The 26,219-nt window shown below is 38.2% G+C and carries 15 protein-coding genes; 5 read left to right on the top strand and 10 right to left on the bottom strand.

Going from position 1 to position 26,219, the window contains the following annotated elements:
• Positions 1-104: 104 nt before the first annotated feature.
• A complete protein-coding gene (typA, locus tag AABK36_RS11050; RefSeq protein ID WP_309939032.1) occupies positions 105-1,901 on the bottom strand; it encodes a translational GTPase TypA in 1,797 nt (598 codons plus the stop codon).
• Between the two features lie 268 nt (positions 1,902-2,169).
• Between typA and AABK36_RS11045 the strand changes: the two genes are divergently transcribed.
• From AABK36_RS11045 to AABK36_RS11035, 3 genes are all read left to right on the top strand, one after another.
• Positions 2,170-2,751 carry a 7-carboxy-7-deazaguanine synthase QueE gene (locus AABK36_RS11045; protein WP_309939184.1) on the top strand — a complete coding sequence of 194 codons (582 nt, stop codon included), beginning with the start codon at positions 2,170-2,172 and terminating at the stop codon, positions 2,749-2,751.
• A gap of 117 nt (positions 2,752-2,868) precedes the next feature.
• Positions 2,869-4,815: an OmpA family protein gene (locus tag AABK36_RS11040; protein ID WP_309939034.1), complete on the top strand. Its 1,947-nt coding sequence runs from the start codon at positions 2,869-2,871 to the stop codon at positions 4,813-4,815.
• A gap of 136 nt (positions 4,816-4,951) precedes the next feature.
• A complete protein-coding gene (locus AABK36_RS11035) occupies positions 4,952-6,661 on the top strand; it encodes an alkaline phosphatase D family protein (protein ID WP_309939037.1) in 1,710 nt (569 codons plus the stop codon).
• A 73-nt stretch (positions 6,662-6,734) separates the two neighbouring features.
• Here the strand turns inward: AABK36_RS11035 and AABK36_RS11030 are convergent, their stop codons facing one another.
• Positions 6,735-9,017 carry a GH92 family glycosyl hydrolase gene (locus tag AABK36_RS11030; protein WP_309939038.1) on the bottom strand — a complete coding sequence of 761 codons (2,283 nt, stop codon included), beginning with the start codon at positions 9,015-9,017 and terminating at the stop codon, positions 6,735-6,737.
• 554 nt (positions 9,018-9,571) lie between these two features.
• On the opposite strand from AABK36_RS11030, the gene folD reads away from it, so the two are divergent.
• Positions 9,572-10,474: a bifunctional methylenetetrahydrofolate dehydrogenase/methenyltetrahydrofolate cyclohydrolase FolD gene (gene folD, locus AABK36_RS11025; RefSeq protein WP_309939040.1), complete on the top strand. Its 903-nt coding sequence runs from the start codon at positions 9,572-9,574 to the stop codon at positions 10,472-10,474.
• Between the two features lie 56 nt (positions 10,475-10,530).
• Here the strand turns inward: folD and iolE are convergent, their stop codons facing one another.
• The 8 genes from iolE to AABK36_RS10985 form a co-directional block, all read right to left on the bottom strand.
• Positions 10,531-11,451, bottom strand: a complete 921-nt coding sequence (iolE, locus tag AABK36_RS11020; RefSeq protein ID WP_309939041.1) for a myo-inosose-2 dehydratase — start codon at positions 11,449-11,451, stop codon at positions 10,531-10,533.
• Between the two features lie 4 nt (positions 11,452-11,455).
• Positions 11,456-14,164 (bottom strand): glucosidase family protein, encoded by a 2,709-nt coding sequence (locus AABK36_RS11015; RefSeq protein WP_309939043.1) that lies wholly within the window; start codon positions 14,162-14,164, stop codon positions 11,456-11,458.
• A 29-nt stretch (positions 14,165-14,193) separates the two neighbouring features.
• A complete protein-coding gene (locus AABK36_RS11010; protein ID WP_309939044.1) occupies positions 14,194-16,152 on the bottom strand; it encodes an amylo-alpha-1,6-glucosidase in 1,959 nt (652 codons plus the stop codon).
• On the bottom strand, positions 16,149-17,426 hold the full coding sequence (locus tag AABK36_RS11005; protein WP_309939045.1) for an FG-GAP and VCBS repeat-containing protein: 1,278 nt from the start codon (positions 17,424-17,426) through the stop codon (positions 16,149-16,151). The genes AABK36_RS11010 and AABK36_RS11005 overlap by 4 nt, the downstream gene beginning before the upstream one ends.
• A 12-nt stretch (positions 17,427-17,438) precedes the next feature.
• Positions 17,439-17,909 carry a hypothetical protein gene (locus AABK36_RS11000; protein ID WP_309939046.1) on the bottom strand — a complete coding sequence of 157 codons (471 nt, stop codon included), beginning with the start codon at positions 17,907-17,909 and terminating at the stop codon, positions 17,439-17,441.
• On the bottom strand, positions 17,899-19,023 hold the full coding sequence (locus tag AABK36_RS10995) for a ferritin-like domain-containing protein (RefSeq protein WP_309939047.1): 1,125 nt from the start codon (positions 19,021-19,023) through the stop codon (positions 17,899-17,901). The genes AABK36_RS11000 and AABK36_RS10995 overlap by 11 nt, the downstream gene beginning before the upstream one ends.
• A 31-nt stretch (positions 19,024-19,054) precedes the next feature.
• Positions 19,055-20,977: a GMC oxidoreductase gene (locus AABK36_RS10990; protein ID WP_309939049.1), complete on the bottom strand. Its 1,923-nt coding sequence runs from the start codon at positions 20,975-20,977 to the stop codon at positions 19,055-19,057.
• Between the two features lie 402 nt (positions 20,978-21,379).
• Positions 21,380-23,404: an OmpA family protein gene (locus tag AABK36_RS10985; RefSeq protein ID WP_309939051.1), complete on the bottom strand. Its 2,025-nt coding sequence runs from the start codon at positions 23,402-23,404 to the stop codon at positions 21,380-21,382.
• Between the two features lie 182 nt (positions 23,405-23,586).
• On the opposite strand from AABK36_RS10985, the gene lon reads away from it, so the two are divergent.
• A complete protein-coding gene (lon, locus tag AABK36_RS10980; protein WP_309939052.1) occupies positions 23,587-26,052 on the top strand; it encodes an endopeptidase La in 2,466 nt (821 codons plus the stop codon).
• Positions 26,053-26,219 lie beyond the last annotated feature (167 nt).

Raw genomic sequence — 26,219 nt, 5'->3', positions numbered from 1 at the left:
CCAAGTTGAGAGAGGTAAGTTGTCAAAGTATAAAAATACAAAAATTGGTCGTTTATGAAATAAAAAATCCGAAATCTATGACTTCGGATTTTAATATTAGCTTATTATTTTTGTGATTTCTTTCTTTCATTTTCGTCAAGAACGATTTTTCTCATTCTTATTGACTCTGGCGTAACCTCCACATATTCATCCTTTTGAATGTATTCCAAACATTCTTCCAAGCTGAATTGTCTCTTAGGGGCGATTTTAGCACTAGCGTCAGCACCAGCAGATCTCATATTGGTAAGTTTTTTTCCTTTTTGAACATTCAGGCAAAGGTCATTGCTTCTGTTGTGCTCACCGATAACTTGTCCGATATAAAGCTCTTCTCCCGGATCGATGAAGAAAATTCCTCTGTCTTGAAGCTTATCCAAAGAGTAAGCTGTAGAAGGACCATTTTCCATAGATATCAAAGAACCGTTCAGTCTGCCTGAAATTTCACCTTTGTATGGTTGGTATTCTTTGAATCTGTGCGTCATAATCGCTTCACCTGCAGTGGCTGTTAGCACTGAGTTTCTTAGACCGATGATACCTCTTGACGGAATTTCAAATTCTAGGTGTTGCATATCGCCTTTAGGCTCCATGATTAGTAACTCACCTTTTCTTTGCGTAGCAAGTTCGATAACTTTTCCAGCAGTTTCTTCAGGAACGTCTACAACCATGGATTCGATTGGCTCATTTTTCACACCATCGATTTCTTTGAAAAGAACTTGAGGCTGTCCAACTTGAAGCTCGTAACCTTCTCTTCTCATAGTCTCGATTAAAACCGACAAGTGAAGAATACCTCTACCATAAACCAAGAATTTATCCTCAGTATCCATGTCTTGAATTCTCAAGGCAAGGTTTTTCTCTGTTTCTTTGTAAAGTCTGTCTCTTAAGTGCCTTGAAGTTACAAATTTACCTTCTTTGCCAAAGAAAGGAGAGTTGTTGATAGTAAAAAGCATACTCATCGTAGGCTCGTCAATGCTGATTCTTGGCAATGGCTCAGGAGTCTCTGCGTCAGTGATAGTATCACCGATTTCAAAATCGTCTACTCCGATGATAGCACAGATGTCTCCGCTATGCACTTCTTCGACTTTCTTTCTACCAAGTCCTTCAAATACTTGAAGTTCTTTGATTTTGGACTTCTTCACAGAACCATCCGCTTTTGTAAGGCCTACTTGCATGCCTTCTTTCAAAACTCCTTGGTATAATCTACCGATAGCGATACGTCCAACGAATTTAGAGTAGTCCAAAGATGTTACTTGAAGCTGAGGAATACCTTCTCTAGTCGGAGCTTCAGGGATAGTGGCGATGATTTCATCCAATAGAGGGATCAAGTTGTCCGTTGGTTTATTCCAATCCGTGCTCATCCACCCTTGTTTAGAAGAACCATAAAGAGTTTTGAACTCAAGTTGCTCTTCAGTCGCGTCAAGATTGAACATTAGGTCAAACACCATTTCATGCACCTCATCCGGACGACAGTTTTCTTTGTCTACTTTGTTGACTACAACAATTGGCTTAAGCCCAAGTTCCAATGCTTTCGCTAATACGAATCTAGTTTGGGGCATTGGTCCTTCAAAGGCGTCAACTAACAATAGCACGCCATCCGCCATTTTGAGCACTCGCTCAACTTCTCCGCCGAAGTCGGCGTGACCAGGAGTGTCAATAATGTTGATTTTTACGTCCTTATAAGTAACCGATACGTTTTTGGATACGATCGTAATGCCTCTTTCTCTTTCAAGGTCATTATTGTCCAAAATCAAATCTTCGAACTCTTGTCCTTCGCGAAGCACGCTTGAAGCGTAGATGATTTTGTCAACCAATGTAGTCTTACCGTGGTCAACGTGGGCAATAATGGCAATGTTTCTAATGCTTGTCATGATTTACAGTATACTTTATCTCCGCAAAAATAGCAAAATGTTTTTAAGCTTAAGCTTATTGGAAAAATTAATTTTTCGTGAAGCGTAGAAGAAATTTATCATGGGGTGAATATCATTATCTTTTCTTTGTCGTTAAAAGGGGGGAATAAACTGGGTCTCGTTAGCGAAAGATTTATTAACTTGCATGTCGAATAATCGTATGAAAGTGGAAAACAACAATAAGGAAGAAGAGAAAAAAATGATAGAGCGAGGTGAAGCGTTGCCGATTATGGAGTCGTTTTACACCTTGCAAGGGGAAGGCTTTTACCAAGGGCATGCCGCTTATTTCATTAGACTTGGAGGTTGTGATGTGGAATGTTTTTGGTGTGATGTCAAAGAGTCTTGGGATGCTTTGGCTCATCCAGTATATCAAATAGGCCAAATCGTAGAAGATGCCATGAGCCATAATGGAAGACTTGCGATCGTAACGGGAGGGGAGCCGTTGATGTATGATTGCGGACCTTTGACAAAAGCTCTTAAGGATAATGGTTTTCAGACTAATATTGAGACTTCAGGAGCTCATCCGGTTACAGGAGAGTGGGATTGGGTTTGCTTTTCTCCTAAAAAATTCAAAAAGCCTCACGAGAGCATTTATGCAGCGGCAAATGAGCTTAAAGTGGTGATATATAATCGAAATGATTTTAAATGGGCCGAACAATATGCTGAGTTGGTGAATGATGATTGCATGTTGTATATGCAACCTGAATGGTCAAAATCCGATGAAATGTCTCCGCTGATCATAAGCTATATTCAGGAAAACCCCAAATGGAGATTGAGTTTGCAGACGCATAAGTTTCTGAACATACCTTAGTAAATTTTAACTTTTTTCAGCATATTAGGTTATAAGTTACAAATATTTTTAAAGCTGTTCTTATTTTAAGATTGGCTTTATTCATAGGGATAGCTTATAAAACCTAAATGCTTAATTATGTTTAAAAAACTACTGTTTCTGTTTTATTTTGTATTTTTTTTGATTTTTGGTTCGTTTGAAACTATCGCTCAACAGACACCAGTAAATAAAAAAGCCCAGAAACTTTACGATCAAGCGATTGATCAATTGAGAAAAAGAGATTTTCCCAAAGCTATTGAAAGCTTGAATAAGGCGATTGAGAAAGATCCGCACTTTGTGAGAGCTTATATGGAGTTGGCTACTTGCTATGAAATTAAGAGAGATCAGAAATCTTATTATGAAGTATTCAACCGTTTAATGAATGCTGGAGTTACTGGATTGAATCATCCGTCATTATTTCCTGTCTTGGCGGAAGTTTGCATGCAAAAGGGGGATTATGAAAATGCGGAAAAAATGGCTAGAAAGCATTTAGCCGCTAACCCAAGAGATCCGAGAAAAAAAGCAAAATCAGAGAAAATACTTAGAAATGTTGAGTTCGCTAAAAAAGCAATGCAAGAGGAATTGCCTTATAGTCCTGAGCGTCTTCCAGAGCCTCTGAATAAATTCGCTTTGCAATATTTTCCGACTTTTACAGTGGATGGAAAAACTATTTATTTTACAAGAAGAGAGCAATTTGCCCAAATTGCCGACGAAGATATATTTGTAAGTCATTTGGATAATGGCTCTTGGTCTGAACCAGTGAGTATTTCGGAAAATATCAATACACCCGCAAACGAGGGAACATGCTCTATTTCTGCTGATGGCAAGACGATGATTTTTACTTCTTGTCAAGAGGGTAGAAACAATGTGGGTAGTTGCGATTTGTTTATCTCTTATAAAGTGGGAGACAGCTGGACAAAACCTATGAATATGGGCTTGAATATTAATAGCGCGGCATGGGAATCTCAACCATCTTTGTCTGCTGATGGAAGAACATTGTATTTTGTGTCGGCTCGTTCTGGTGGTTTTGGAGGCCGAGACATTTATGTCTCTTATTTGGATGAGAATAATGAATGGGGAAAAGCGATTAACTTGGGCTCGATTATCAATACAGAAGGAGAAGACATTGGCCCTTTCATACATTCAAGTGGAGATAGATTGTATTTCGCGTCTAATGGACATGCGGGAATGGGAGGATATGATTTGTTTTATAGTGATAAAAATGAGCTGGGAGGTTGGGAAAAACCTGTTAATTTGGGATATCCAATCAACAATCATTTAGATCAAATTTCCTTGGTTGTCTCAACTGATGGCAGAAAAGCATATTACTCGGAAGATGAAACCATAGACGCGAAAGTATATAGCCATATTTACTCCTTTGATATGCCTGAGAAACTTCGAATAAAAAAGAAGACGAACTACATAGCAGGCGTTGTAAGAGATTCTAAAACTAAGAAAGCATTGCGAGCGGACTTGGAGTTGTATGATCTTCGTAAAGATAGTTTGATGTCTAAGGTTTATTCTGATAAACTTAATGGACAGTATGCGATAGTGCTTACCGAGGGCAAGGAATACGGTATATTTGCCACTTCTAAAGGATATTTATTCAAGTCATTATCATTTAATTATTCTCAAAAACAATTTGATGAAGCGGAAGCGATATTTCTTGACATTGAGATGGACCCGATAGAAGAGTTGGTGAATGCTGAGTTGAAAAATGTGTTTTTTGCTTCAAATAGCTATGAACTAAAAGAAAAGTCAAAAGTGGAGTTGGATAAGCTCACAGATTTTCTTCATTCGAATCCGTCATTGATTATCGAGATTGGTGGTCACACGGATGATATAGGTGCGGAGAGCTTTAATGACAAACTTTCTTTGAATAGAGCGAAGGCTGTGTATGATTATCTTGTTGATTCAGGCATACCTAGTGAAAAAGTGACATATAAAGGATATGGAGAGTCTCAGCCTAAGGTGTCAAATAACACTGAAGAAGGAAGAGCGCAAAATCGACGTATTGAATTCAAGATTATTGAAATGGAGCTATAGTTTTTTATAAATTAGATTTATGAACTAATATATGAATAAAACTAAGATGATGTGGTAAAATTTAATTAATAATTAGGCAATTAAAGACTAATTTTTGATTTGTAGTTTCGGTTTTTGATATATAAAATGATAACCGATGCAACGTAGAAAATTTTTAAACAAAGCTTTGTTGGCTTCAGGAGGAATGATTCTTCCATTGAACTTGGTAAGCTGTAAATCTGATGAAGAAAATCAACAGTCGCCAAGAATTGAAGTTGAATCATTCCAGCAAAAGAATTTTGAACATGGTGTGGCGAGTTTTGACCCCACATTGGATGGCGTGATTATATGGACTCGGTATAATGGAGAATCTGGTTCGGAATTGATAGCAGAAATAGCTTCGGATGCTGGCTTTGAGAATATTATCAGGACAAAAAAAGCAATTGTTGATTCTGCTAATGATAATACGCTTTCGATTGAAGTTAGGGATTTGGATAGTGGCCTCAAGCTGTATTATAGATTTTCATGCGTGAAAGATCAAGCTGTTTCTCGCGTTGGCAATACATTGACATTTGCTCAAGATATTTCATCAATCAAAATGGCGGTTTGTTCCTGCTCAAATTACCCTGCTGGATATTTCAATGTATACAAGGAAATAGCGGAATCTGACGCTGATTTAGTCGTTCACTTAGGCGACTATATTTATGAGCATGGAGCAGGTGGATATGGCTCAGGTGATTTTACAAAGGTATCGGGACGTGATGTTAAGCCTAGCACTGAAATCATATCTTTAGATGATTATCGAACAAGGTATAAACAGTATCGAGGCGATGAGGACTTAATGTTGGCGCATCAGAATAAACCGTTCATATGCGTGTGGGATGATCATGAGATTACAGATAATACGTATAAGAATGGCGCTGTAAACCATAATGAAGGTGAAGGCGATTTCAATGAAAGAAAAATGAACGCTATAAAAGCGTATAGCGAGTATTTGCCAAAGTTGAATGTGGATCAAGGTTCGGAAAGAATTTACAGGCATTTGGAAATCGGTGGTTTGGTGGATCTTTTGATGTTGGATACCAGAGTCTATGGCAGAGACAAGCAGTTGGATTATGCTGATTATTTTACTGATACCGGACTGGATGTTGCAAAGTTCATGGCTGATTTGACGGATCAAAATCGTACGATTTTGGGAGTTGAGCAGAGGCAATGGTTGATTGAGAAATCGACAACTAGCCAAGCGACCTGGCAAGTGTTGGGACAACAAGTGTTGATGGGGAAGATGGTTTTGCCTGTTGAGTTATTGTTATTGACAAATCAAGTAGCTTCTGGTAATTCGGATGAGGAAGCGTTTATTCGTTTGCAGACATTGATAGGAGAGTTGGTGGCTATAAAAATGAGAATTGAGGCTAATGACCCAACATTGACTGATCATGAAAAAGCGAGAGTAACGAATGCGTTGCCATATAATTTGGATGCTTGGGATGGTTATCCAGTTGAAAGAGAGATGGTTTTAAAAGCATTTCAAGGGAAAAGGTTGATCGTGTTGGCGGGAGATACTCATAATGCTTGGAATAATGATTTGACAGATGGTGAAGGAAATTTAATAGGTCAAGAATTGGCTACAGCATCTGTGACTTCGCCTGGTTTGGAAAAGTACTTGAATTTGGATTCGCAATCCGCGCCAGCATTTGAGCAAGCCTTTCAAGTGTTGATTTCGGATTTGAAGTATCTAAATGCAAAGGATAGAGGCTATCTTGCAGTGGTGTTTGACAACAATTCAGCTAATGTGGAATGGATTTATATCGATGCAATTGAATCGAAATCTTATAATGCCAGCAAAGGGCATAGCGTAGTAGTTTGATATGATGATAAGATAAGGAAAAAGCCACAAGTCAGAAGTCTTGTGGCTTTTAAAATATATAGGGGGAGTTATTTTACTTAGTTGAGAAAGAGAATGGTTTACTTTCTTCAGAAGTGCCTCTTTCTTTATTTGGAGTATCGATCATTTTAAATTGAAGCTTGCCTCCGTTCATGATGTCGTCATGCTCAATGAAGTTCTTGTCATAAACTTGACCGTTTAGTCTTATTTGGTCGACATAGATGTTCTCTTTCGAGTTGCCTTGCGCTTCGATTTCAAAAGTATTTCCATTTTCCAATGTCAATTCTACTTTTTCAAATAATGGGCTACCGAAAACATATTGAGTTGTACCTGGAGCTACAGGATAGAATCCCATGGCTGAAAATACATACCAAGCGGAAGTTTGTCCATTATCTTCATCACCGCAATATCCGTCAGGAGTAGCGAAATAAAGTTTATCCATCACTTCTCTAACTCTTTGTTGTGCTTTCCAAGGTTGTCCAGCATAGTTGTAAAGGTAGATCATATGCTGAATAGGCTGGTTGCCGTGAGCATAGTTCCCCATATCCGCAATCTGCATTTCTCTGATTTCATGTATTGGGAAACCATAGTAAGAACAATCGTACTTAGGAGGCATATTGAAAACTTCGTCCATTTTTCCAGTGAACTCGTCTTCACCGCCCATAAGGTTGATAAGCCCTTCCACATCGTGAAATACTGACCAAGTATAGTGCATGCTGTTTCCTTCTGTGAAAGCATCACCCCATTTCAAAGGGTTGAAAGGCGATTGGAATGTTCCATCCTCATTCTTTCCTCGCATCCATTTTGTTTCAGGGTCATAAAGGTTTTTATAGTTTTGAGATCTTTGAGCAAACAACTTTTGAGTTTTCTTAGGCTTCCCTAATTCCTCGCCTAGTGCGTAGATGCAATAGTCAGCGTATGCATATTCTAATGTTCTTGCGGCATTTTCATGTATATCCACATCATAAGGCACATAACCTAATTTGTTGTAGTACTCTGCTCCATATCTACCAACAGATTTTTCAGGCCCGTGTCCGGTGGTATTTTTGACCATAGCTTCATATAAAGTCTCAATATCGTAACCTCTGATGCCTTTGATATATGCGTCAGTAATTAGTGAGGCTGAGTTGGAGCCAATCATGCAATCTCTGTGCCCTGGGCTTGCCCACTCAGGCAACCAACCGCTTTCTTTGTAAGTGTTCACAAGACCTTCCATGATTTGAGCATCCAATTCTTGATACATAACTGTGAAGAATGGGAATACGGCACGAAAAGTGTCCCAGAATCCATTGTCAGTAAACATGTATCCTGGTAACACTTCTCCATTATATGGACTATAGTGAATTATTTCATCGTTTTCATTGTATTCGTAAAACTTGCGAGGGAATAGCAATACTCTGTAAAGCGTTGAATAAAAAGTTTCTTGTTGCTGTAAAGTTCCACCTTGAATTTTGATTCTGTTTAGCTCATTGTTCCAAGCCATAGAAGCTTTTTCCTTTGTTTGCTCAAAAGTGTCGTTGGCTAATTCTCTTTTGATGCTTATTTCAGCCTGCTCATAGCTTATAAATGAGCTGCCGACTTTCACGTTAACTTTTTGACCCGGCGTTTTGAATTTAACAAGGGCTCCAACATTCTCTCCTTCAAGCTCGTGAGTTTCTTTCAGACCTTTCTCGACATCCCACATTTTAACTTCTTCCACATCAGAGCCAAGATAGATGACAAAATAGTTTTTAAAGTTATCAGGAACACCACCGCTATTGTTTTTTGCATATCCGATGATTTTGTTTTCTTCAGGGATATACTTTACATATGAGCCTTTGTGGTAAGCGTCAATCACCAAGTAATTTGATTGATCTTCTGGGTATGTAAATCTAAACTGAGCGCATCTTTCCGTAGGAGTCAATTCAGCAGTCACATCATGGTCAGCCAAGTAAACTTTGTAATAATTAGGCTTGGCAATTTCAGCTTTGTGTGAAAACCAAGAAGCTCTGTCTTTTTGGCTGTAAACTTCCTCTCCTGACACAGGCATTAAGGAAAAAGCGCCATAATCGTTTATCCAAGGGCTAGGTTGATGAGTTTGCTTCAATCCTTGGATAGTTTTTGCTGAGTATGAATATGTCCATCCATTGCCATTTTCTGAAGTTTGAGGCGTCCAAAAATTCATTCCCCAAGGAGTTGCAATGGCAGGGTAGGTATTACCGTTAGACAGACTAAAGTCAGACATAGTACCCATAAGCGGATTAACTAGCTGAACCAAGTCTTCTTTTTCTTTACCTATCGCAATATTGACAAGCATTGCCAATGCTAATGTCAAAAATCCCAAATGCTTTTTTACCATGATTGTTAAAAGTTTTGCGTTGTGTCAGCCACTTATAATGTGGACTGTTTGTAACAAATTTGATGATGGCAAGGTAGGCGTGGCTTGTTAAATTTTGTTGACAATGAAGGGTACATCTGGATTACATTTTGAAAAAATCATTATTTTTGATCTGAATCCTAGCCATTTTTTAAAAAATATTCATTTCATCAAGAAGTTTTCGAGTTTTATTTGGTGTTCAAACTATGGAAATTGTTTTTTTGAAAAGCTATCGATGAAGACTCAAATTGAACGGGAATGATAGAACGGTATAGGTAATGTAAGAATCAATGGCTTTTTGTATTATCTTTTTGATAATTTATCATAGTATAAATTATTGGCTTAGCAATAGATTAACCTTTTGATTATGAATTTTGATGTTAGGAGAAGTTCAATCATTTTTAATGATTCTTTTAATGGATTTTATTGCAAATTAAAAAGATGCATATGTATGTAATAAATGATGTCAAAAAGTTTAAAAATTAATTTGAATTTTTTAATTTCGTTACATATAATCACACAAAATCAAATTAATTATGGCAGAAATATTGGATGGCAAACTTACGTCGCAAGCTCTTAAAGACCAGATCGCAGAGGAAGTAAAGGCTTTTCGCGCTGAAGGAGGAAAACAACCTCACTTGGCAGCAATCTTGGTTGGTGAAGATGGAGCTAGTCAAACTTATGTTAATCATAAAGTTAAAGCTTGCGATGAAGTTGGGTTCAAGTCTACATTGAAGAGGTTCCCTGCGGATATATCGGAGGAAGAATTGTTGAAGGTAGTTGAAGATATCAATGCGGACGATGATATTGACGGGTTGATCGTGCAGTTGCCTTTGCCTAAGCATATCTCCGTGCAGAAAGTTACTGATAGAATCGTTCCTGAAAAGGATGTGGATGGTTTCCACCCAGTGAATGTTGGAAGAATGACTAAGAACTTGCCTTCGTATATTTCAGCTACTCCATTTGGAATATTGAAGCTTATCGAGCATTATAATATCGATACATTTGGCAAGCATTGCGTTGTTGTTGGTCGAAGCAATATTGTTGGTTCGCCAATGAGTATATTGATGGCTAGAAATGGAAAGCCGGGTAATGCAACTGTTACTTTGTGCCATAGGTATACACAAGGTCTAGAGCAATATACGCGTCAAGCGGATATATTGATCGTTGCGGTTGGTATTCCTGAATTCATCAAGGGAGATATGGTTAAAGAAGGAGCTGTTGTTATCGATGTGGGTATAACAAGAGTTGAAGATGCTTCGAAGAAAAGAGGGTATGTGTTGAAGGGAGATTGTGAATTCTCTTCTTGTGAGGAAAAAGCAAGCCATATTACTCCAGTTCCAGGTGGTGTAGGTCCTATGACGATTTCATCATTGTTGTACAACACGTTGATGAGCGCTAGAAATGAAGTTTATCAAAGCGATGTTTTAGTAAAATAATAATTTACTATTCATTATGAAATATTAAAAAAGGGGCTTTTTAGCCCCTTTTTGTATTATATGCCAGTAACTTGTTTGATATATTCACGTCCCATTTTCGCATAGTCCAAAGGATAGGCCTTGGAAGGATCTTGCTCAGCCTCCACAATTAGCCAACCCTCAAAGCCAGAGTCAGCCAAGGCTTGAAAAATAGGCTCGAAATCAATCATCCCTTCTTGATCACCCGGCACGGTGAAAATTCCGTTAAGAATAGATTCTTTGAAAGAAAAATTATTATTGTCGGACAGCTCCATTGCGGGGCGTCTAATATTCTTTAGGTGCACATGTTTAATTCTGTTGCCATAAGCCTTCGCCAAATCCAGCGCGGCGTTTTCATTAGTTTCTGAAAATGTAATATGTCCTGTGTCAAATAGCAGGTGAACTAAATTGGGGTCTGTGTCATTCATCAATTTGTCTACTTGTTCTCGAGTTTGAACGCCTGTGCCCATATGGTGATGGTAGCAAAGATTCATTCCTTCATCTGTAGCCATTTGGCCCAATACGTGCAATCCGTCAATCAGCGATTTCCATTGTTGGTCGTTGAAAATGGGCCTGTTAGCTTTTAATGCGATATCTCTTTGATGGGCTGAATGTCCAAGTTCAGCGATAACCACATCTTTGCCTCCCATCGTCTTAATAAGTTGCATGGATTTTTTAAAATCTTCAATGGTCTTTTCATACATTTCATTCACAGTGAAGTAAGTGCTTGTCCATGGCTCTGAAACACTTAAGTTTCTTCTGGAAAGTTCTTTTTTAAGAGTATCGATATCTTTAGGGTACTTGTGGCCAATACTGCATCCTTCGTAGCCGGCTAATGCCATTTCACTTACGCATTGCTCGAAAGGAATACCGATGTCTATGTCCAAAAAGTCGTCGTTCCACCATGATGTGGGAGTGATGCCAATGAAAACTTTGTCTTTGTTGAAGTTGCTAATCATGATTTTAGTTTTTTTGATTGCGATGAAGAAGCTCGGCAACTAATCCTGTCCATCCTGTTTGATGGGAGGCACCAATGCCGGCTCCATTGTCTCCATGAAAATATTCGTAATACAATATCAAATCTTGCCAAGTTGAATTTTCTTGAAATGTAGAATTCTCCCCATGAAAGGGTCTTTTCCCATGGGTGTTCTTTTCGAAAATGCCGATCAATCGATTTGTTAAATCATTGGCAATTTCTTTCAAGCTTAATTGCTTGCCTGAATTTGTTGGATATTCGATTTTGAAATCATCGCCGAGAAATTCGTGGTACTTTTCAAGAGTTTCGATGAAAAGAAAGTTTATCGGAAACCATACAGGTCCCCTCCAATTAGAATTGCCACCGAATGTTTGATCTTCTGATTCAGCTGGCGTGTACTTTTCAGTAAGCGTGACTCCATCGATCGATAGGGAAAAAGGTTGGTCTCGATAAATCTGTGAAATACCTCTAATACCATGAGGGCTCAGGAATTCAGATTCGTTAAAAACTTTTTGCAATATTATCTTTAACCTTTCTGGGTTGACAAAAGAAAGAAGCATTTCATCTTCATTATCTTCTTTAGTTGTCTTTACTTGATCTATAAGCTCCGGATGTTGCTGAATAAACCAATCCATTTTTTCTTTTAGCTTTCTTGAACAACTATCATCCAAGACCCCATGATTAAGCTTGGCTATTGGGAATAGTGCGATGATCCCTATGATTGATTTGAGTTTGATGGATACATATTGGGTAGGGTTGTCGTATATGGTTAAAAAATCGTAGTAAAAACCATCTGAGTCATCCCACAGTTTTACTTTGCCATTTGATTTATGCTCAACATTATTCATCGCATCGGCAATGAAGACAAAGTGTTGGAAAAATTTGCTGGCAAGGTGAGAGTATTCTGAAGGATTCTGTTCTCCTAATTTTAATGCGATTTCCATCATTTTCAGACTAAACATTCCCATCCAGCTAGTACCATCGGATTGATTCATGGTAACTTTTTTGCCGATAGCATTTTCAAAATCGCTCAACTTGCTTCTGTTGATAACGGATATATTGTCCAGACCTAAAAATCCACCTTCAAAAAGATTATTATTTTCCTCGTCAACTCGATTCACCCACCAAGTGAAATTCATCAAACAATGATTGAAGATATCGGAAAGAAATCCATAATCTTTATTTCCTGTTATTTCCTCTTCATTTTCGAAAATCTTTAATGCTGCCCAAGCATGGAGTGGAGGATTAAGATCGCTAAATGCCCATTCGTATGCCGGTTTTGCTCCATTTGGAGACATGTACCATTCATTAGTTAGAAGCCTTAGTTGTTTTTTTGCAAATTCAATATCTATTCTTGAGAATATAACTGTATGAAAGCATAAGTCCCAAGCTGCAAACCAAGGATATTCCCAAGCGTCGGGCATGGATATCACATTGCTGGCATACATGTGTTGCCATTGGCTGTTTCGGCTTCTTCCTAAAGGTGGAGTGGGCTGTGTAGGATCGCCTTTCAGCCAGTCTGCGACAACATAGTGGTAATATTGTTTGCTCCAAAGCATTCCTGCATAGGCTTGCCTTTGAATCATTTTTTGTTCATCGCTAAGTTGTTGAGGAGTAACCTGATTATAGAATTCGTTGCATTCATTTATTCTATTTTCAAAGGTCTGATCAAATTCCTCGGAGAATGGGTTTTCTAAGTTTGTATTGTTGGATAGTCTGACTTTTATAGTTTTAATTTCTCCAGCTTGAAGTTCCAAATCATATAATGCGGAGCTTTTAGTCCCTTCTTTGTCTGGATTGATAGAGTCGGACTGATGGATTAGATAATCATTGATTCCATCCTTAGGGTATTTTGTATTGTTTTCAGTTTGCCAAAGCTTTTTCTTATTGCTTTCATTTTCAACAAAAAGGATATCATTCGGAGTTTGGCAGTAGAGCTTCATTTCGCTGGTGCTTTTGTCGGATGAAGCTGAAGCATAGATTTCCGCAGTTCCAATGTCTGAGCGAAAATCGCCTTTTAGCATTGGCTTTTCAACATTTTCAAACCAAGACCAAGTATTTCTAAACCATAGTGTCGGCATTACTTTTATCTTGGCGGAATGATCAGCATGATTTCTAATATTCACTTTGACGCAAAGGTCAGATGGAGAAGCTTTTGCGTATTCAACTTCTACATCGAAGTATTCGTCATTGTTGAAAATACCAGTATCTATTAACTCATATTCCAAAGAACCGGGTATTGATTTTCTTCTCTCATTTTCTTGGACAAGATTTTCATAAGGAAAGGCATTGTGTGGGTATTTGTAGAGCCACTTCATATAACTATGAGTAGGACTGCTGTCAAGGTAAAAATAATATTCTTTGACATCTTCGCCATGATTGCCTTCAGAGTTGGTCAGTCCGAAGAGCCTTTCTTTGATGATAGGGTCATTATTATTCCATAGCGATATGGAAAAGCAAAGTTTTTGTTCTGGATCGCTTATTCCTGCTAATCCATCTTCTCCCCATCTGTAAGCTCTGGACCGTGATTGATCGTGAGAAAAATAGTTCCAGGCATTTCCATCTTCGCTGTAATCTTCTCGAACGGTTCCCCATTGTCTTTCAGATAGGTATGGACCCCAATAAAGCCAGTCTTCGTTATTATCATTTGATCTGGAAATTTCGAGTCTTTGTCCTTCAATAGTTTGAGAGTTCATGGTTGGTAACTTTGATTGAGAGGTTGGTTTTATTGTTTATATGATTCGATGAAATCCAAGGCGTATAATATTTGTCCGACACTCCAAGCTTGCGCTATGCAGCCTTTAGGCTTGAATGGAGGAGATGCGTCAAAAATCTCGCTTATAGTTCCTATGCCAGCACCTGTCATATGAGTCATAATTGGTGTAAGCAATTCACTCGCTCTAGACTTATTCTTAAATACTTTCATATGTGCAATGGCAAAAGGCCCAAGCAGCCAACTCCAAACCGTTCCTTGATGGTATGCGCTATCTCTTTGATATGAATTCCCTTTGTAATGATTTTTGTATTCTATCTCAAAAGGGGCGAGAGATCTTAGGCCATGCGAAGTAAGGAGATGTTCGGAACAAGAATTGACGATTTTAATGTTATAACGATCCTCAAAAGGCTGGTCAGGCAACGATACACAGAAAATTTGGTTAGGCCTTAACAAGTCTTCATGTCCATTTGGCCCTTCTATGACATCATAACAATAGCCTTTATCGTCATTCCAGAATTTATTGAAATTGGATTTGCATAGATTCGCCAATTCAGAATAGATGTCTAGGCTGTTAATTTCTTTGCTAAGCCAAGACATTGTCGTGAGTGCGTTATACCAAAGTGCATTTACTTCGACAGTTTTTCCTATTCTTGGCGTAATGACATTATTTCCAACTTTAGCATCCATCCAAGTCAATTGCACGCCATCTTCGCCTCCATATAGTAGACCGTCATTTTTATCCATATGGATGTTGTAGCGTGTGCCATTGATGTGAGTGGAAATAATTTCTTGAAGCTTGGGAAATAATTCCTTGATGAAATTTTTGTCGTGTGTCAACTTATAATAATCCCTAATGGCTTGAAAGTACCATAGTGTAGCGTCAATAGTATTGTATTCTGGTGTTTCGGTTAAATCTGGGAACCTATTAGGTAGCATGCCTTGATCGACATATTTGGCAAATGTTTCGAGAATAAGCTTGGCATCTTCTCTTCTGTCAATTGATAGGGCGAGGCCGGGCAAACTGATCATTGTGTCTCTTCCCCAGTCCTCGAACCAATGATAGCCTGCTATGATGCTTTTTCCATCAGTGGATCTGTTGACGATGAATTGATCGGAAGCAAGAACCAGCTGCCTAATGTCTGGATTTGTAAGCAAATTGCTATGAGGCCATTTGGATAGAATTTGATTGCTTCGTTCTATTGCTTGTTTTTTGGTATTGGTAAATTCAGACGGGGAACTTTCAGTGCTTGCGGTAAAACAAGCTGTTTCTCCCTCTTTTAGTGTAATCTCAAAATTTGCAACATGCACATGGTGATCCAAAGCATTTAAACCTCTTTCGGCTTCTTTGTTTAAGTAGAAGTTGCTGAAAATTTCGTTTTTTATATTTATTTCAGCTTCTTTTAATACAAGCGATAATGGGTTTGAAGATGATTCGTCAAAATAACACTTTATGCCATTGGGTATTTCCTGTATTTTTGAAGGTTTGTTGACTTCCGATGTGTAATGAAAAACACGGTTATTCGCTATAGCGGAAAGAGATAAACAAATAGGGTCATTTGCTCTTAATACAGTATAAGTGACATAAGTAGTATTCTCTCCCTGTTGCATCCAAACTTTTTTTTCGATCAAAGCATCAGAAAAGGCAAATCTCCAACAAGGAGTGGAATCTTGAAGCTCGAAGGATTCAATGTTTAAATATCCTTTAGGCTCAATGATATTGTTCTCCCAATGATTTGATGAAAGAGGGTAAGAGTTCTCCATGTATTTGACCGTTTCTTCCAGCTTTGCCAAATATAATCTTCGGTCAATCGGAGGCTTTATGGCTGAGACAAGCAAGCCATGATAACCTCTGCTTAAAGATCCGGCAATGGTGCCGGAGGCATAGCCTCCGATACCATTAGTTATTAACCATTCTTTATTTTCTACTTGATTGAATTCACCAGTTGTTTCTCTTCCAAATTTTATCATTTGATATCAGCGAATGAATTATGAAAAATATTGACTTGGGAATTGTCGCATAAATAATACCCCGGCGTATAGTATCCCGTAGTAGCAAAATCTAATCTGCCATCTCCATTGAAATCTCCAACGGTTATTCTTGCTGCGGATGAAGTGGAAACTCTCCATCTTTCGAAAAGTCCTTTTTCAACGTCTATAGCTTTGTAATAATAAACACCTTGATATGGCATTGGACCTCGCAATGCTACTAGAAATTCATCATCACCATCACCGTCAAAATCGCCTGTAACGACATGATGTCCTGGGCCTTGTTTTTCGGGATCGAATTCTCCAAAAATGTCGAGAATATGGCGTTTCCATGGTTTATCCGTTAGATCACTACCCGATTCACGTGTATAAACGGTTACCATATTGCCATGAAAAGGGTCTATTGTTGCGATATAGGCGTATGGATCGTCACCAACTTTGCCATAAGCTACATTACCACAACCTTTGAAGCCGGGAGCTTGGCCTGATTGATCACCCTCACCGAAAGGAATGATTTTCCAATCTTTTTCCTTTTCATCGAAAAAGAACCAACTAATGCCTTCTTCGCTGGCTAGCAACACTGATTCGTTTTGAGAACCAGAGTACCCACCGAATTTGTTTCTGACAACTCCGTGTATTATTCTAAAATCGCTATTGTTGATAAGCCTACCTTTCCATTCAGGAGCATTTTGCACATCATCAGGTCTATCGAAAAGAGTGACTGATACAGGTTCGTGAACTCCTTCTCCAAACGGACGACAACCAACAACTGGCAATGCCAATAGTTCCAGTTTTTCATTTTGAGTGAAATGGCCTAGTTGTAATCGATGGGCAGCCATTAAGTCACTGATAAAATGTTTGTTCCAGAGTTTTTCAGGGTCAGAAAAATCTCCTGGGTTCTCTAACCAAGAAATCTTTCCGTCTTCAGGTCTGCACCAAAACATGCAGTTTCCATAATTGTGAGATATTACAATGTCATTTCTGCCATTACCATTAATATCGCCATAATCTATGGCCACAGGAAGTGGGAATTTAGCGATTGTATGTTTTTTCCATGTTGGGTTTTCATACCAGACAACTTCTCCTTCAGCCAATCCCGAAGTGACAATGTCTAATTTTCCATTGCCATTGATGTCAATGGCTTCTATCCAATAGCCGTCTTTTTGGTGATCGGCTAATGTGACTTTTTCGAAAAAAGGAGTTTTTACAGACTTGTCATTTAAATATGAAAGTTCATTGTATTTATTATTTTCCATTAGGGTAGCTGTTTAGTCTTTAATTGTTGGAATATTTGGAGCTTCAGTCCAAGTGCCATATCCTGGCCCTTTAGCGCCCATTGGATGGGTTCCTATAGTTGGCCACATCAAGCCTTCGACATATGATCTTGAGGAGATTACATATGTTTTGTCAAGATCATTTATGCTGTATTTTTCCATCCACTTTTTAGGGAGTTGATACCAAGTACCTGTAAACCAAAGTTTTATTATATTCCTTGTCACAGGCCCTAATAGCTCGCACGAAAGAATTTCAGCGCGCAGTGATTGCTCAAAATCTGCTTGGTCTTTGATGCTTTGGAATTGGTCAAGCAGCTTTTTCATGATATCATCACCAATGATTTGATTAATATGAAAGTAATATTCTTCTACTTGTCCTGTGCCATTGAGTGTATAGTCGTCAAAAGCTGTTAGTTTTTCTGAGAAGTCAAGAAAAAGGTCGAGTTGAGGATTGTTATTTTCCATTTTCTTCTGCGGTAGTTAAGTTGAAATTGAGGACTTCATCAGTGTAAAGCTCAAAAGTAGGAGCAGCGTTAAGATGAGTGTTTTTGGGAATAGGATTTCTCATCAGCTGATACGCTTTGAATTTAATTTCGAACATTTCCCCAACAGCCTTGAGCAAGTAACTAGGCTCGCCGGAGAATGCGGTATTCAGCTTCTTAAGAAAATTTTTATAAGTGAAGTTAAAATCTGTATTCGCATCATAAACAGAAGTATTGTTAGGATAGTCTTCAGATTTCGCATTAGAGAGTATTGGGTATACAGCGTTCCAATCAATATCTAATTTTTCACCTGAAGGATGGCCTGGTTTGTCTCCCGGATGATAGTACCTTCCCAGTTTGAGTTGTTCGAATCTGTAATAGTGCGATAGCTCGCCTTCTCTTTCGTAGATCGTTCCATTATGGCCTTCTCCTTGTTCAGAAATCAATCGAATCGCATTTTTTGCATCTTCTAAGTTGTGTATGGGTATGATGTCTCCACCACCAGAATAGTAATATTCAGGAGTAACTTGATAAGTCGGGTCGCCATTGAATAATTCCTCTTCTCCGATTTTTTCAGCGACTTTTTCCAAGCCATCTGCAATAGCGGAATAAAAGTCTCCTATGCTATAGAAGTGTTTTTCCTCTCCATCTTTGTCCTTGTAAATCGGGAGAACGCATTTTGAATGCCTGTTTAAGATGTTTTTAATTAAGCCGGGTAGTTCCCCTTCTTCTTTATGTGGCTCTGAAGGTCTTTCGATATCAAGAAATGTCTCAACAGCATCAATGGAAAATTTTTCCAGACCTACTTTGAAATCGGTTTCTCCACTTGGCAGATATGTAGGGTATTCAGGACAGAATCCTTTTTTTGTGAGGTTGACTTTGCCTCCTATGGCATTGAGAATATTAGCTGATAGTGTTAAGTGTAGCATTTCCTCCACTAAAACCACCCGAATCAAATTATAAGCTTCTTGGTTGCATTCTGGTATAATAGAATACAAAGCGGTCATGTAAGGAGGGATGGTCGCATGTTCGAGTTGAATAGCTACTTCCAGATAGTTAAATAGATCTTCTTTGGATTTTATTTCACCTAATTCCATAATAGATTTGTGATGTTTTAAAAAATAAATGTTAAGCGTCGTATTTATTTATGTCGCTAATTATGCTTTCAGTACTCATAAAGCATAGGGCTGCAACTGTAAGTGTTGTATTGGAAGTTCCAATGGAAGGCATGCTACCTGCTCCGACAAGATAAAGGTTTTCATGTTCCCAAGACTTTTGCTTTGAGTTCACTACTGAATTGGAAGAGGAACTGCCCATTATATGAGTGCCGGCCAAGTGGTTTCCTCCCTTGAGTTCGTAACCTTCGCCACCATAGTTAACATAACCATAATTTAATGGAGAATAGGACGTATGATCTTCAGCTCCTAAATTTTGGAATAGTCTTTTAGAAAAATCTCTTGCATAGCTAGCTCCTTCAAGGGTATAGTCGGGGATGTTAAAAGACAAGACGGGGCGAGGATTATCTAGATGGTCCTTGTAATTAGGGTCGATAGTTATTCTATTGCTATGTTGTGCCGGCAATTCGATCATAGTGGCCATAAGCAATTGACGCGATAGTTGTTTTACTAATTCTTCTCTTAATTGCTTCCCGAATTTGTTTTGATTCTCGACGATGTCTATCAAGTTCGTGTATGGAGCACCTGTAGCCCAACCCCAGCCATCATTATGGATGTCCATAGCAAAAGCGGCTTGATGCTTACGGAAATGACCGCTTCTGAGATCGGAAATGCCCGATGTGCATATTGTGCCTCTATAAGTTCCCGCATTTTCGTTAAGCAAAGCCCAATTAAGAAGAAACGGATGATCCATGAGATTTCTGCCGATAAGTCCATTTGAGCATTGTAGACCTGATGCTAGCATTAGTCTAGCTGATTCGATTGCATTTGCGGCTATGATAAAAACTTTGCCTTTTATTTTAATGGTTTCATAACCATTGGAATTGATATCTTCATATATCTTGCAGTCTATTTCTTTGACTCTGCCATTGTCTTTGTCAATTACAACTTTAGAGGCTACGGCATGAACAAGCAAATCTGTCAAAAACTCATTTTCAGAGTGGTTTTTAAGCGCTTCTGCAAGCGTTTTTCTTGCATCATATTTTGCTTGGACAGGGCATAAAGGCGTGCAATTAGTATTGCCTTGACACCTTTCTCCGGTTTCTGCTTGATGATGACTTACCGCTCCCTGAGGAACGAAGATTTTTCCATTATTGAATTTCTTGTACTTTTCATTTGGAATGCCATTACGCCCTTGTGGAAAGCTTCGAATTTGAATTGACCTTTTTTCTCCTCTTATATCCACTTCAGTACCGTCGATATGCTTGGAAACACATTTGTCCAAATAAGTTGCTGGCATGGCTTTCATTGGATAGACGTATTCCTCATCATATAGCGGTTTACGTTCAAGTTCGCCAGTTTCTGGATTTATATAGTCAAACTTTTGGCTTTCAACATCTCCAGACACACCCATTTCATTTTCAGCTTTTCTGTAATAGGGCTTAAGCTCATCATATGAAATAGGCCAATCCAAACCTCTGCCAAACAGTGTTCTTGTTTTGAAATCATCGGGGAGCATTCTCGGGGTTTTAGACTCAAAGTGCATTGTTGTTCCGCCTACGACTCTAGAATAGGAAGAATCGCTTACGAATGGACCATTTTGAACTAGATAGCTGTTTGTATTAGGCTCTCCTGGCCTTAAGCTGTTCACATCCGTGCTTCTGGGCATTGGAGCGTTAGGATTAGGTAAGAATGGAGAGTTGTTGTCTTTTGACGGGTTGGTGAAGAAGTTTTTTCTGAATTCGAAATAGCCTTCCAATGAAAAATCTTTGCCAGGCCCTGCTTCCATGATCAAAACTTTAAAGCCTTGTTTTGAAAGCTCTTTAGCGACAATTGATCCGCTTACTCCCGAACCGACAATTACTGCATCGTAAAAGGTTTCAGCTGCTGTTTTAGGATCAATTGTACGGCTTAATCCTCCGTGTATATTGTCCATTGTGATTAAATGTGTTTATATGAAAGTTGTGAAATTCAATAAAAATATTACATGCATTTTTTTGGAGATGCATATCCTTTTGCCTTTAAAAATGGTTTTGAGGGATTCTCCGGCTATATTTTTTGTCGAATATTAATTGTCTTTAGACACTTGTTGTAAAAAGATCTAATTATACAAAAGCATGATTTATACCAAAGAGAATTGTTTTACTTATTTCTTAAGAGATGGGGTCTTATTAATATTTGGTTTAAATAGGGAGGGAATAGCAGGTGTCTAAAAATAGGTGAAGGCCGCTCTGGACAAGAACGACCTTCTTTACATCAACCTAATAAATAACTAAACACTAACACTGTTAAGAGTATATCAATATTTATACCAGTGTGTTGTGATTTTTATAAAAATTTACCAATCTTCTAAATTTTCTTCAGGCAGTATGTTGTTGATTTCTTCAAGTTCCTCTCCTGTAGGATGGTAAATTTCAAACTCGACTCTTCGGTTCATTTTTTTGTTTTCTTCGGAAGTTTCATTTACTATAGGTTTAGAGCTTCCGTGGCCTTTGGATTCAATTCTCTTTTCATTGATTAAACCAAAACTAACCAAATAGTCTTTAATATTGTCAGCTCGTTCTTGAGATAGTTTCAGGTTGAAGGCTTCATTTCCATCAGAGTCAGTATGTCCGGAGATTTTTAGTTTGAAGGTTGGATGGTCGAGCATAAAGTTCGCAATATTTTGAAGGTCATTGTACATGGAACCAGTTAAGTTGGCTTCTCCATTTTCAAATTCAATGGATTCAAATTTAATTTTGCGGGAAATAGAACTTGTTTTTTCATTGATTTCTGTATCTCCATCGAGGTTGAAGATTTTCTCAATTCTGAAAAAGTCTTCGCCTTGGATGATCAAAAGATAATTTCTTTTGTCAATAAGGTCGAAGCTGAATCTGCCTTCATTGTCTAGAAATTTGGGTGCGACTTCAACACCTTCATCCAAATCGATTACTGAGACAATTCCGCTCATCGCTTCGCCTGTCTCATCGTCTGTGACTCTTCCTGAGAATTGAGTGTATGACTCAGGATGTGCTCCCATTGGCAATGGGAAAGAATAAAGGTCCAGATTGTCGTTGTTTTGATCGATTGATTTGGAGTAAAAGATATATTTCGAGTCAATATCAATGGTGAAGTAATACTCGCTTTCTTGGCTGTTGACAAGGGGACCGATATTTCTTGGTTCATCCCAAAGGTCGTTTGTCAGCCTCCTTGATTTGTATATGTCAAATTGTCCGAAATTTAAATAATGTCCATTCGAACTGAAGTATAAAACGTTATGCTTATGGTGAAAAAATGGGCTAACTTCACTGTTTCTCGTATTGATTACAGGGCCTAGGTTGACGGCTTTTGACCAGCCTTTAGGCGTCTTAATACTGTAGTAAATATCACTCATTCCAAATCCTCCAATTCTGTCAGAAGCAAAGAACAATGTGTCTTCTGTAATTGATAATGAAGGTTGAGAATCCCAAGCGATGCTATTTATATTTGGACCCAAATTTTTTATTTCTCCCCAAGAACCATCGTCTTGCAACTTAGCTACATATAAATCACAATTGCCATATCCGTCTGGAGAGTCGCATCTTGAAAAGTAAAGTGTTTGCTTGTCTTTGCTTAAGCAAGCAGAGCCTTCATTGTATAGTGTGTTGACGCCCTCAAGCATGTGCGCTTCCTCCCAGTCGTCCCCGAATTTCCTGGAATAAAAAATGTCTTCATTGACAATTTCATCCATTCCAACTCTTTTTTTGTTTCTTTTTGAAGTGAATATAAAGATGTCATTATCAGCGTTTAACGATGGTCCATATTCAGATTTTCTTGAATTGATATAATGCCCCATGTTTTGCCTTATCCCCATAGGAGGCCTGAGCGTGTCAATGTGCTTTCTAAACTCAACTAGTTCATAATAATATTCAAGGTCTACATATTGGCTGATTTCAGTTTGCGATAAAGAATCAAATTCAATGATGAGGGGCTTGAGGTCAAGGTCATTGCGATGATGTTTTAGAATTAGACGGTATATGTCTTTAGCGTCTTGTGGAGAATAAAACTGCTCAGTTAATTGGGCAAATCTCCAAAGCCAATGTGAATCTTTGTAGAAATTCTCAACTCCAAATTCTAGAATATAGTCATACAGCTTAGGGTATAATGCTTCCCAATCTTTTTTATCAAACAATTCTTCGATCTTGCTTAACCTCTTTTTATTGTAGTAATATGACCTTTCTTGTAAGTAAGGAAAGGTTAAGAGTTTGGATATCGGACGGCTAGTATATCGTTGTTGTTGGGTGTTTTCAATATGTTTATTTTTAGCTGTTGCAGGGCTGTGAATGAGGCATGCAAACAGGATAATTATCAGAGTAAAAAGCAGATGACATTTCGTCTTATTCATTATTGCCTAGAAGATTTTTATTTTGGAAAGACATATTAATAAATATAAAGTTATTTTCGTAGATTAGTTAAAAAAATATAAAGCATTTTTTTTGGCACAGCTATTGTTTAATAGAATGCTGATTTGCGATTAATTGAAAAAACAAATATACTGCCAGATTGGCAATGTGAGGATTTTGAAATATGACAGAAGATAATAATAAAATACGAGCATCAGTGTTGATGAATGATCTGGATGGTGACGAATCCGGAGATATCATTCAATTGACTGCTGATGTGGATGATGATAATGAAGTGCTGGAGAATGAGAATGTAAATGAATTGCCAATATTGCCGATAAAAAATACGGTTTTGTTTCCTGGAGTAGTGATTCCAATCACTGTATCAAGAGCTAAATCTGTGAAATTGGTCAAAGAAGTTTACAAGGATTCGAAGTTGATAGGTGTTATCACTCAAAAGAATAATCAAGTCGAGGATCCGTCTTTGGAGGATTTGTTTGCTGTTGGAACAGTAGCCAAGATCATAAAGATGTTGGTGCTTCCAGATGGTAATACGACAATTATTATCCAAGGCAAAGCAAAGTTTGAGATCGAAGAAGTTAAGCAAGAAGATCCTTATCTTTTGGTGAAACCGAATATTCTGAAAGAGGAAGATTTGGAAGATCATCAAGAAGTTGATGTCTTGGTTAGCTCGTTGAAAGAGTCTGCGAACAAGATCTTCAAATTGAATCCAGATATCCCTCAGGAGGCTCAAATAGCGCTTGATAATATAGACAGCGACAAATTTTTGATTCATTTTTTGTCTTCTAATTTAAATGTGGAGGCAATCCAGAAGCAAGAGCTTTTGGAAAAGGAGAATTTGTTGGATAGAGCCACTACTTTGTTGGAGTTTATGCTTAAGGAAATCCAGATGTTGGAAATCAAGCAGGAGATTCACAGCAAAGTCCATTCTGATATTGACGCGCAACAGCGCGACTACTTTCTTCGTCAGCAGATGAAAGTTCTTCAAGATGAATTAGGGCAAGAAGGTCCTGATGGCGAATTAAAGGATATCAAGAAAAAAGGCAAGGGCAAGAAATGGCCAAAAGCAGTTGCTGACCATTTTAAGAAAGAATGCGACAAGCTATCTCGACTTAATCCGTCAGCGCCTGAATATCCTGTTCAATTAGGTTATCTTGAGTTGATGACAGATCTTCCATGGTCTGAGTATTCCGAGGATAACTTTGACTTGAAAAATGCTCAAGAGGTGCTTAATAAAGAGCACTATGGACTTGACAAGGTTAAGGATAGAATTATTGAGTATTTGGCTGTATTGAAGCTTAAAAAAGATCTGAAAGGACCTATTTTATGCCTTTATGGACCTCCGGGAGTTGGTAAAACTTCATTGGGTAAGTCTATTGCTAAAGCCTTGGGACGTAAATATGTAAGAATGTCATTGGGAGGAGTTCATGACGAATCTGAAGTTAGAGGACATAGAAAGACATATATAGGCGCGATGCCGGGTAAAATCATCCAAAATATCAAAAAAGCAAAGACGTCTAATCCTGTTTTTGTTTTGGATGAGATAGATAAGCTAAGTTCTGACTTTAGAGGAGATCCATCTTCCGCTTTGTTGGAAGTTCTTGACCCGGAGCAAAACTTTGCTTTTGGCGATAATTACTTAGAAGTGGAATATGATTTGTCTAAAGTTCTTTTCATTGCGACTGCCAATTCTTTGGATACTATCCAACCTGCATTGAGGGATAGAATGGAAATCATAGAGATCAATGGTTATACGCTTGAGGAAAAAGGAGAAATTGCTAAAAGACACCTATTGCCTAAGCAGATCAAAGAGCATGGTTTGACAAGCAGTGAAATCGCTTTCAATAAAACTGCGTTTACCAAGTTAATTGATGATTATACTCGAGAGTCGGGTGTGAGGAATTTGGAGAGGAAGATTGGAAGTGTCGTTAGAAATGTAGCCAAATCTGTGGCATTGGAAGAAGAGTATGATAAAACGATAACTCCAGAGAGAGTTGTTGAGATTCTCGGGCCGGAGATGTTTGATAAAGAGATTTATCAAGATAATAAAACGGCAGGTGTTGTGACAGGGTTGGCTTGGACTCAAGTTGGTGGTGAAATATTGTTCATTGAAGCAAGTTTAAGCAGAGGAAAAGGAAAGCTGACACTATCAGGACAATTAGGTGATGTCATGAAAGAATCGGCAATCACTGCGCTTTCATATTTGAGGTCTCATAGCGATGACTTGGGGATCGATTATCGAATTTTCGATACTTACGACCTGCATGTTCACGTGCCTGCGGGAGCTGTGCCTAAGGATGGACCTTCTGCCGGTATCACTATGCTTACGGCTTTAGCTTCAGTATTTACTCAGCGTAAAGTCAAGTCGAAACTAGCTATGACTGGTGAGATAACATTGCGTGGTCGAGTACTTCCTGTTGGAGGTATTAAGGAAAAAATATTAGCTGCAAAACGAGCTGGAATTAAGGAAATCATTTTGTCTAATAAGAATGAGAAAGACATTTCAGAAATCGATGCTAAATATTTGAAAGGCCTAAATATCAATTATGTAAGCGATGTGAGCGAAGTGTTGTCATTGGCTTTATTGAAAGAAAAAGTGAAGAATCCAATCAAATTTATTTTAGAGTAAAATTTTATTTATTTGAATAGTATAGAAAGCAACGTTTGATTCATACGTTGCTTTTTTTAATCAATTATTGACATAAATATGGCCTACGAAAGGTCTAGTTGCTAATCAAATTTCTATTTTATTATAATTAGTGTATATTGTCAGTTAGTAAAGTATTGTTTGGATAA

Source organism: Aureibacter tunicatorum (assembly GCF_036492635.1).
GTDB classification, from domain to species: domain Bacteria; phylum Bacteroidota; class Bacteroidia; order Cytophagales; family Cyclobacteriaceae; genus Aureibacter; species Aureibacter tunicatorum.
This window is presented reverse-complemented; position numbering and strand designations above follow the sequence as displayed.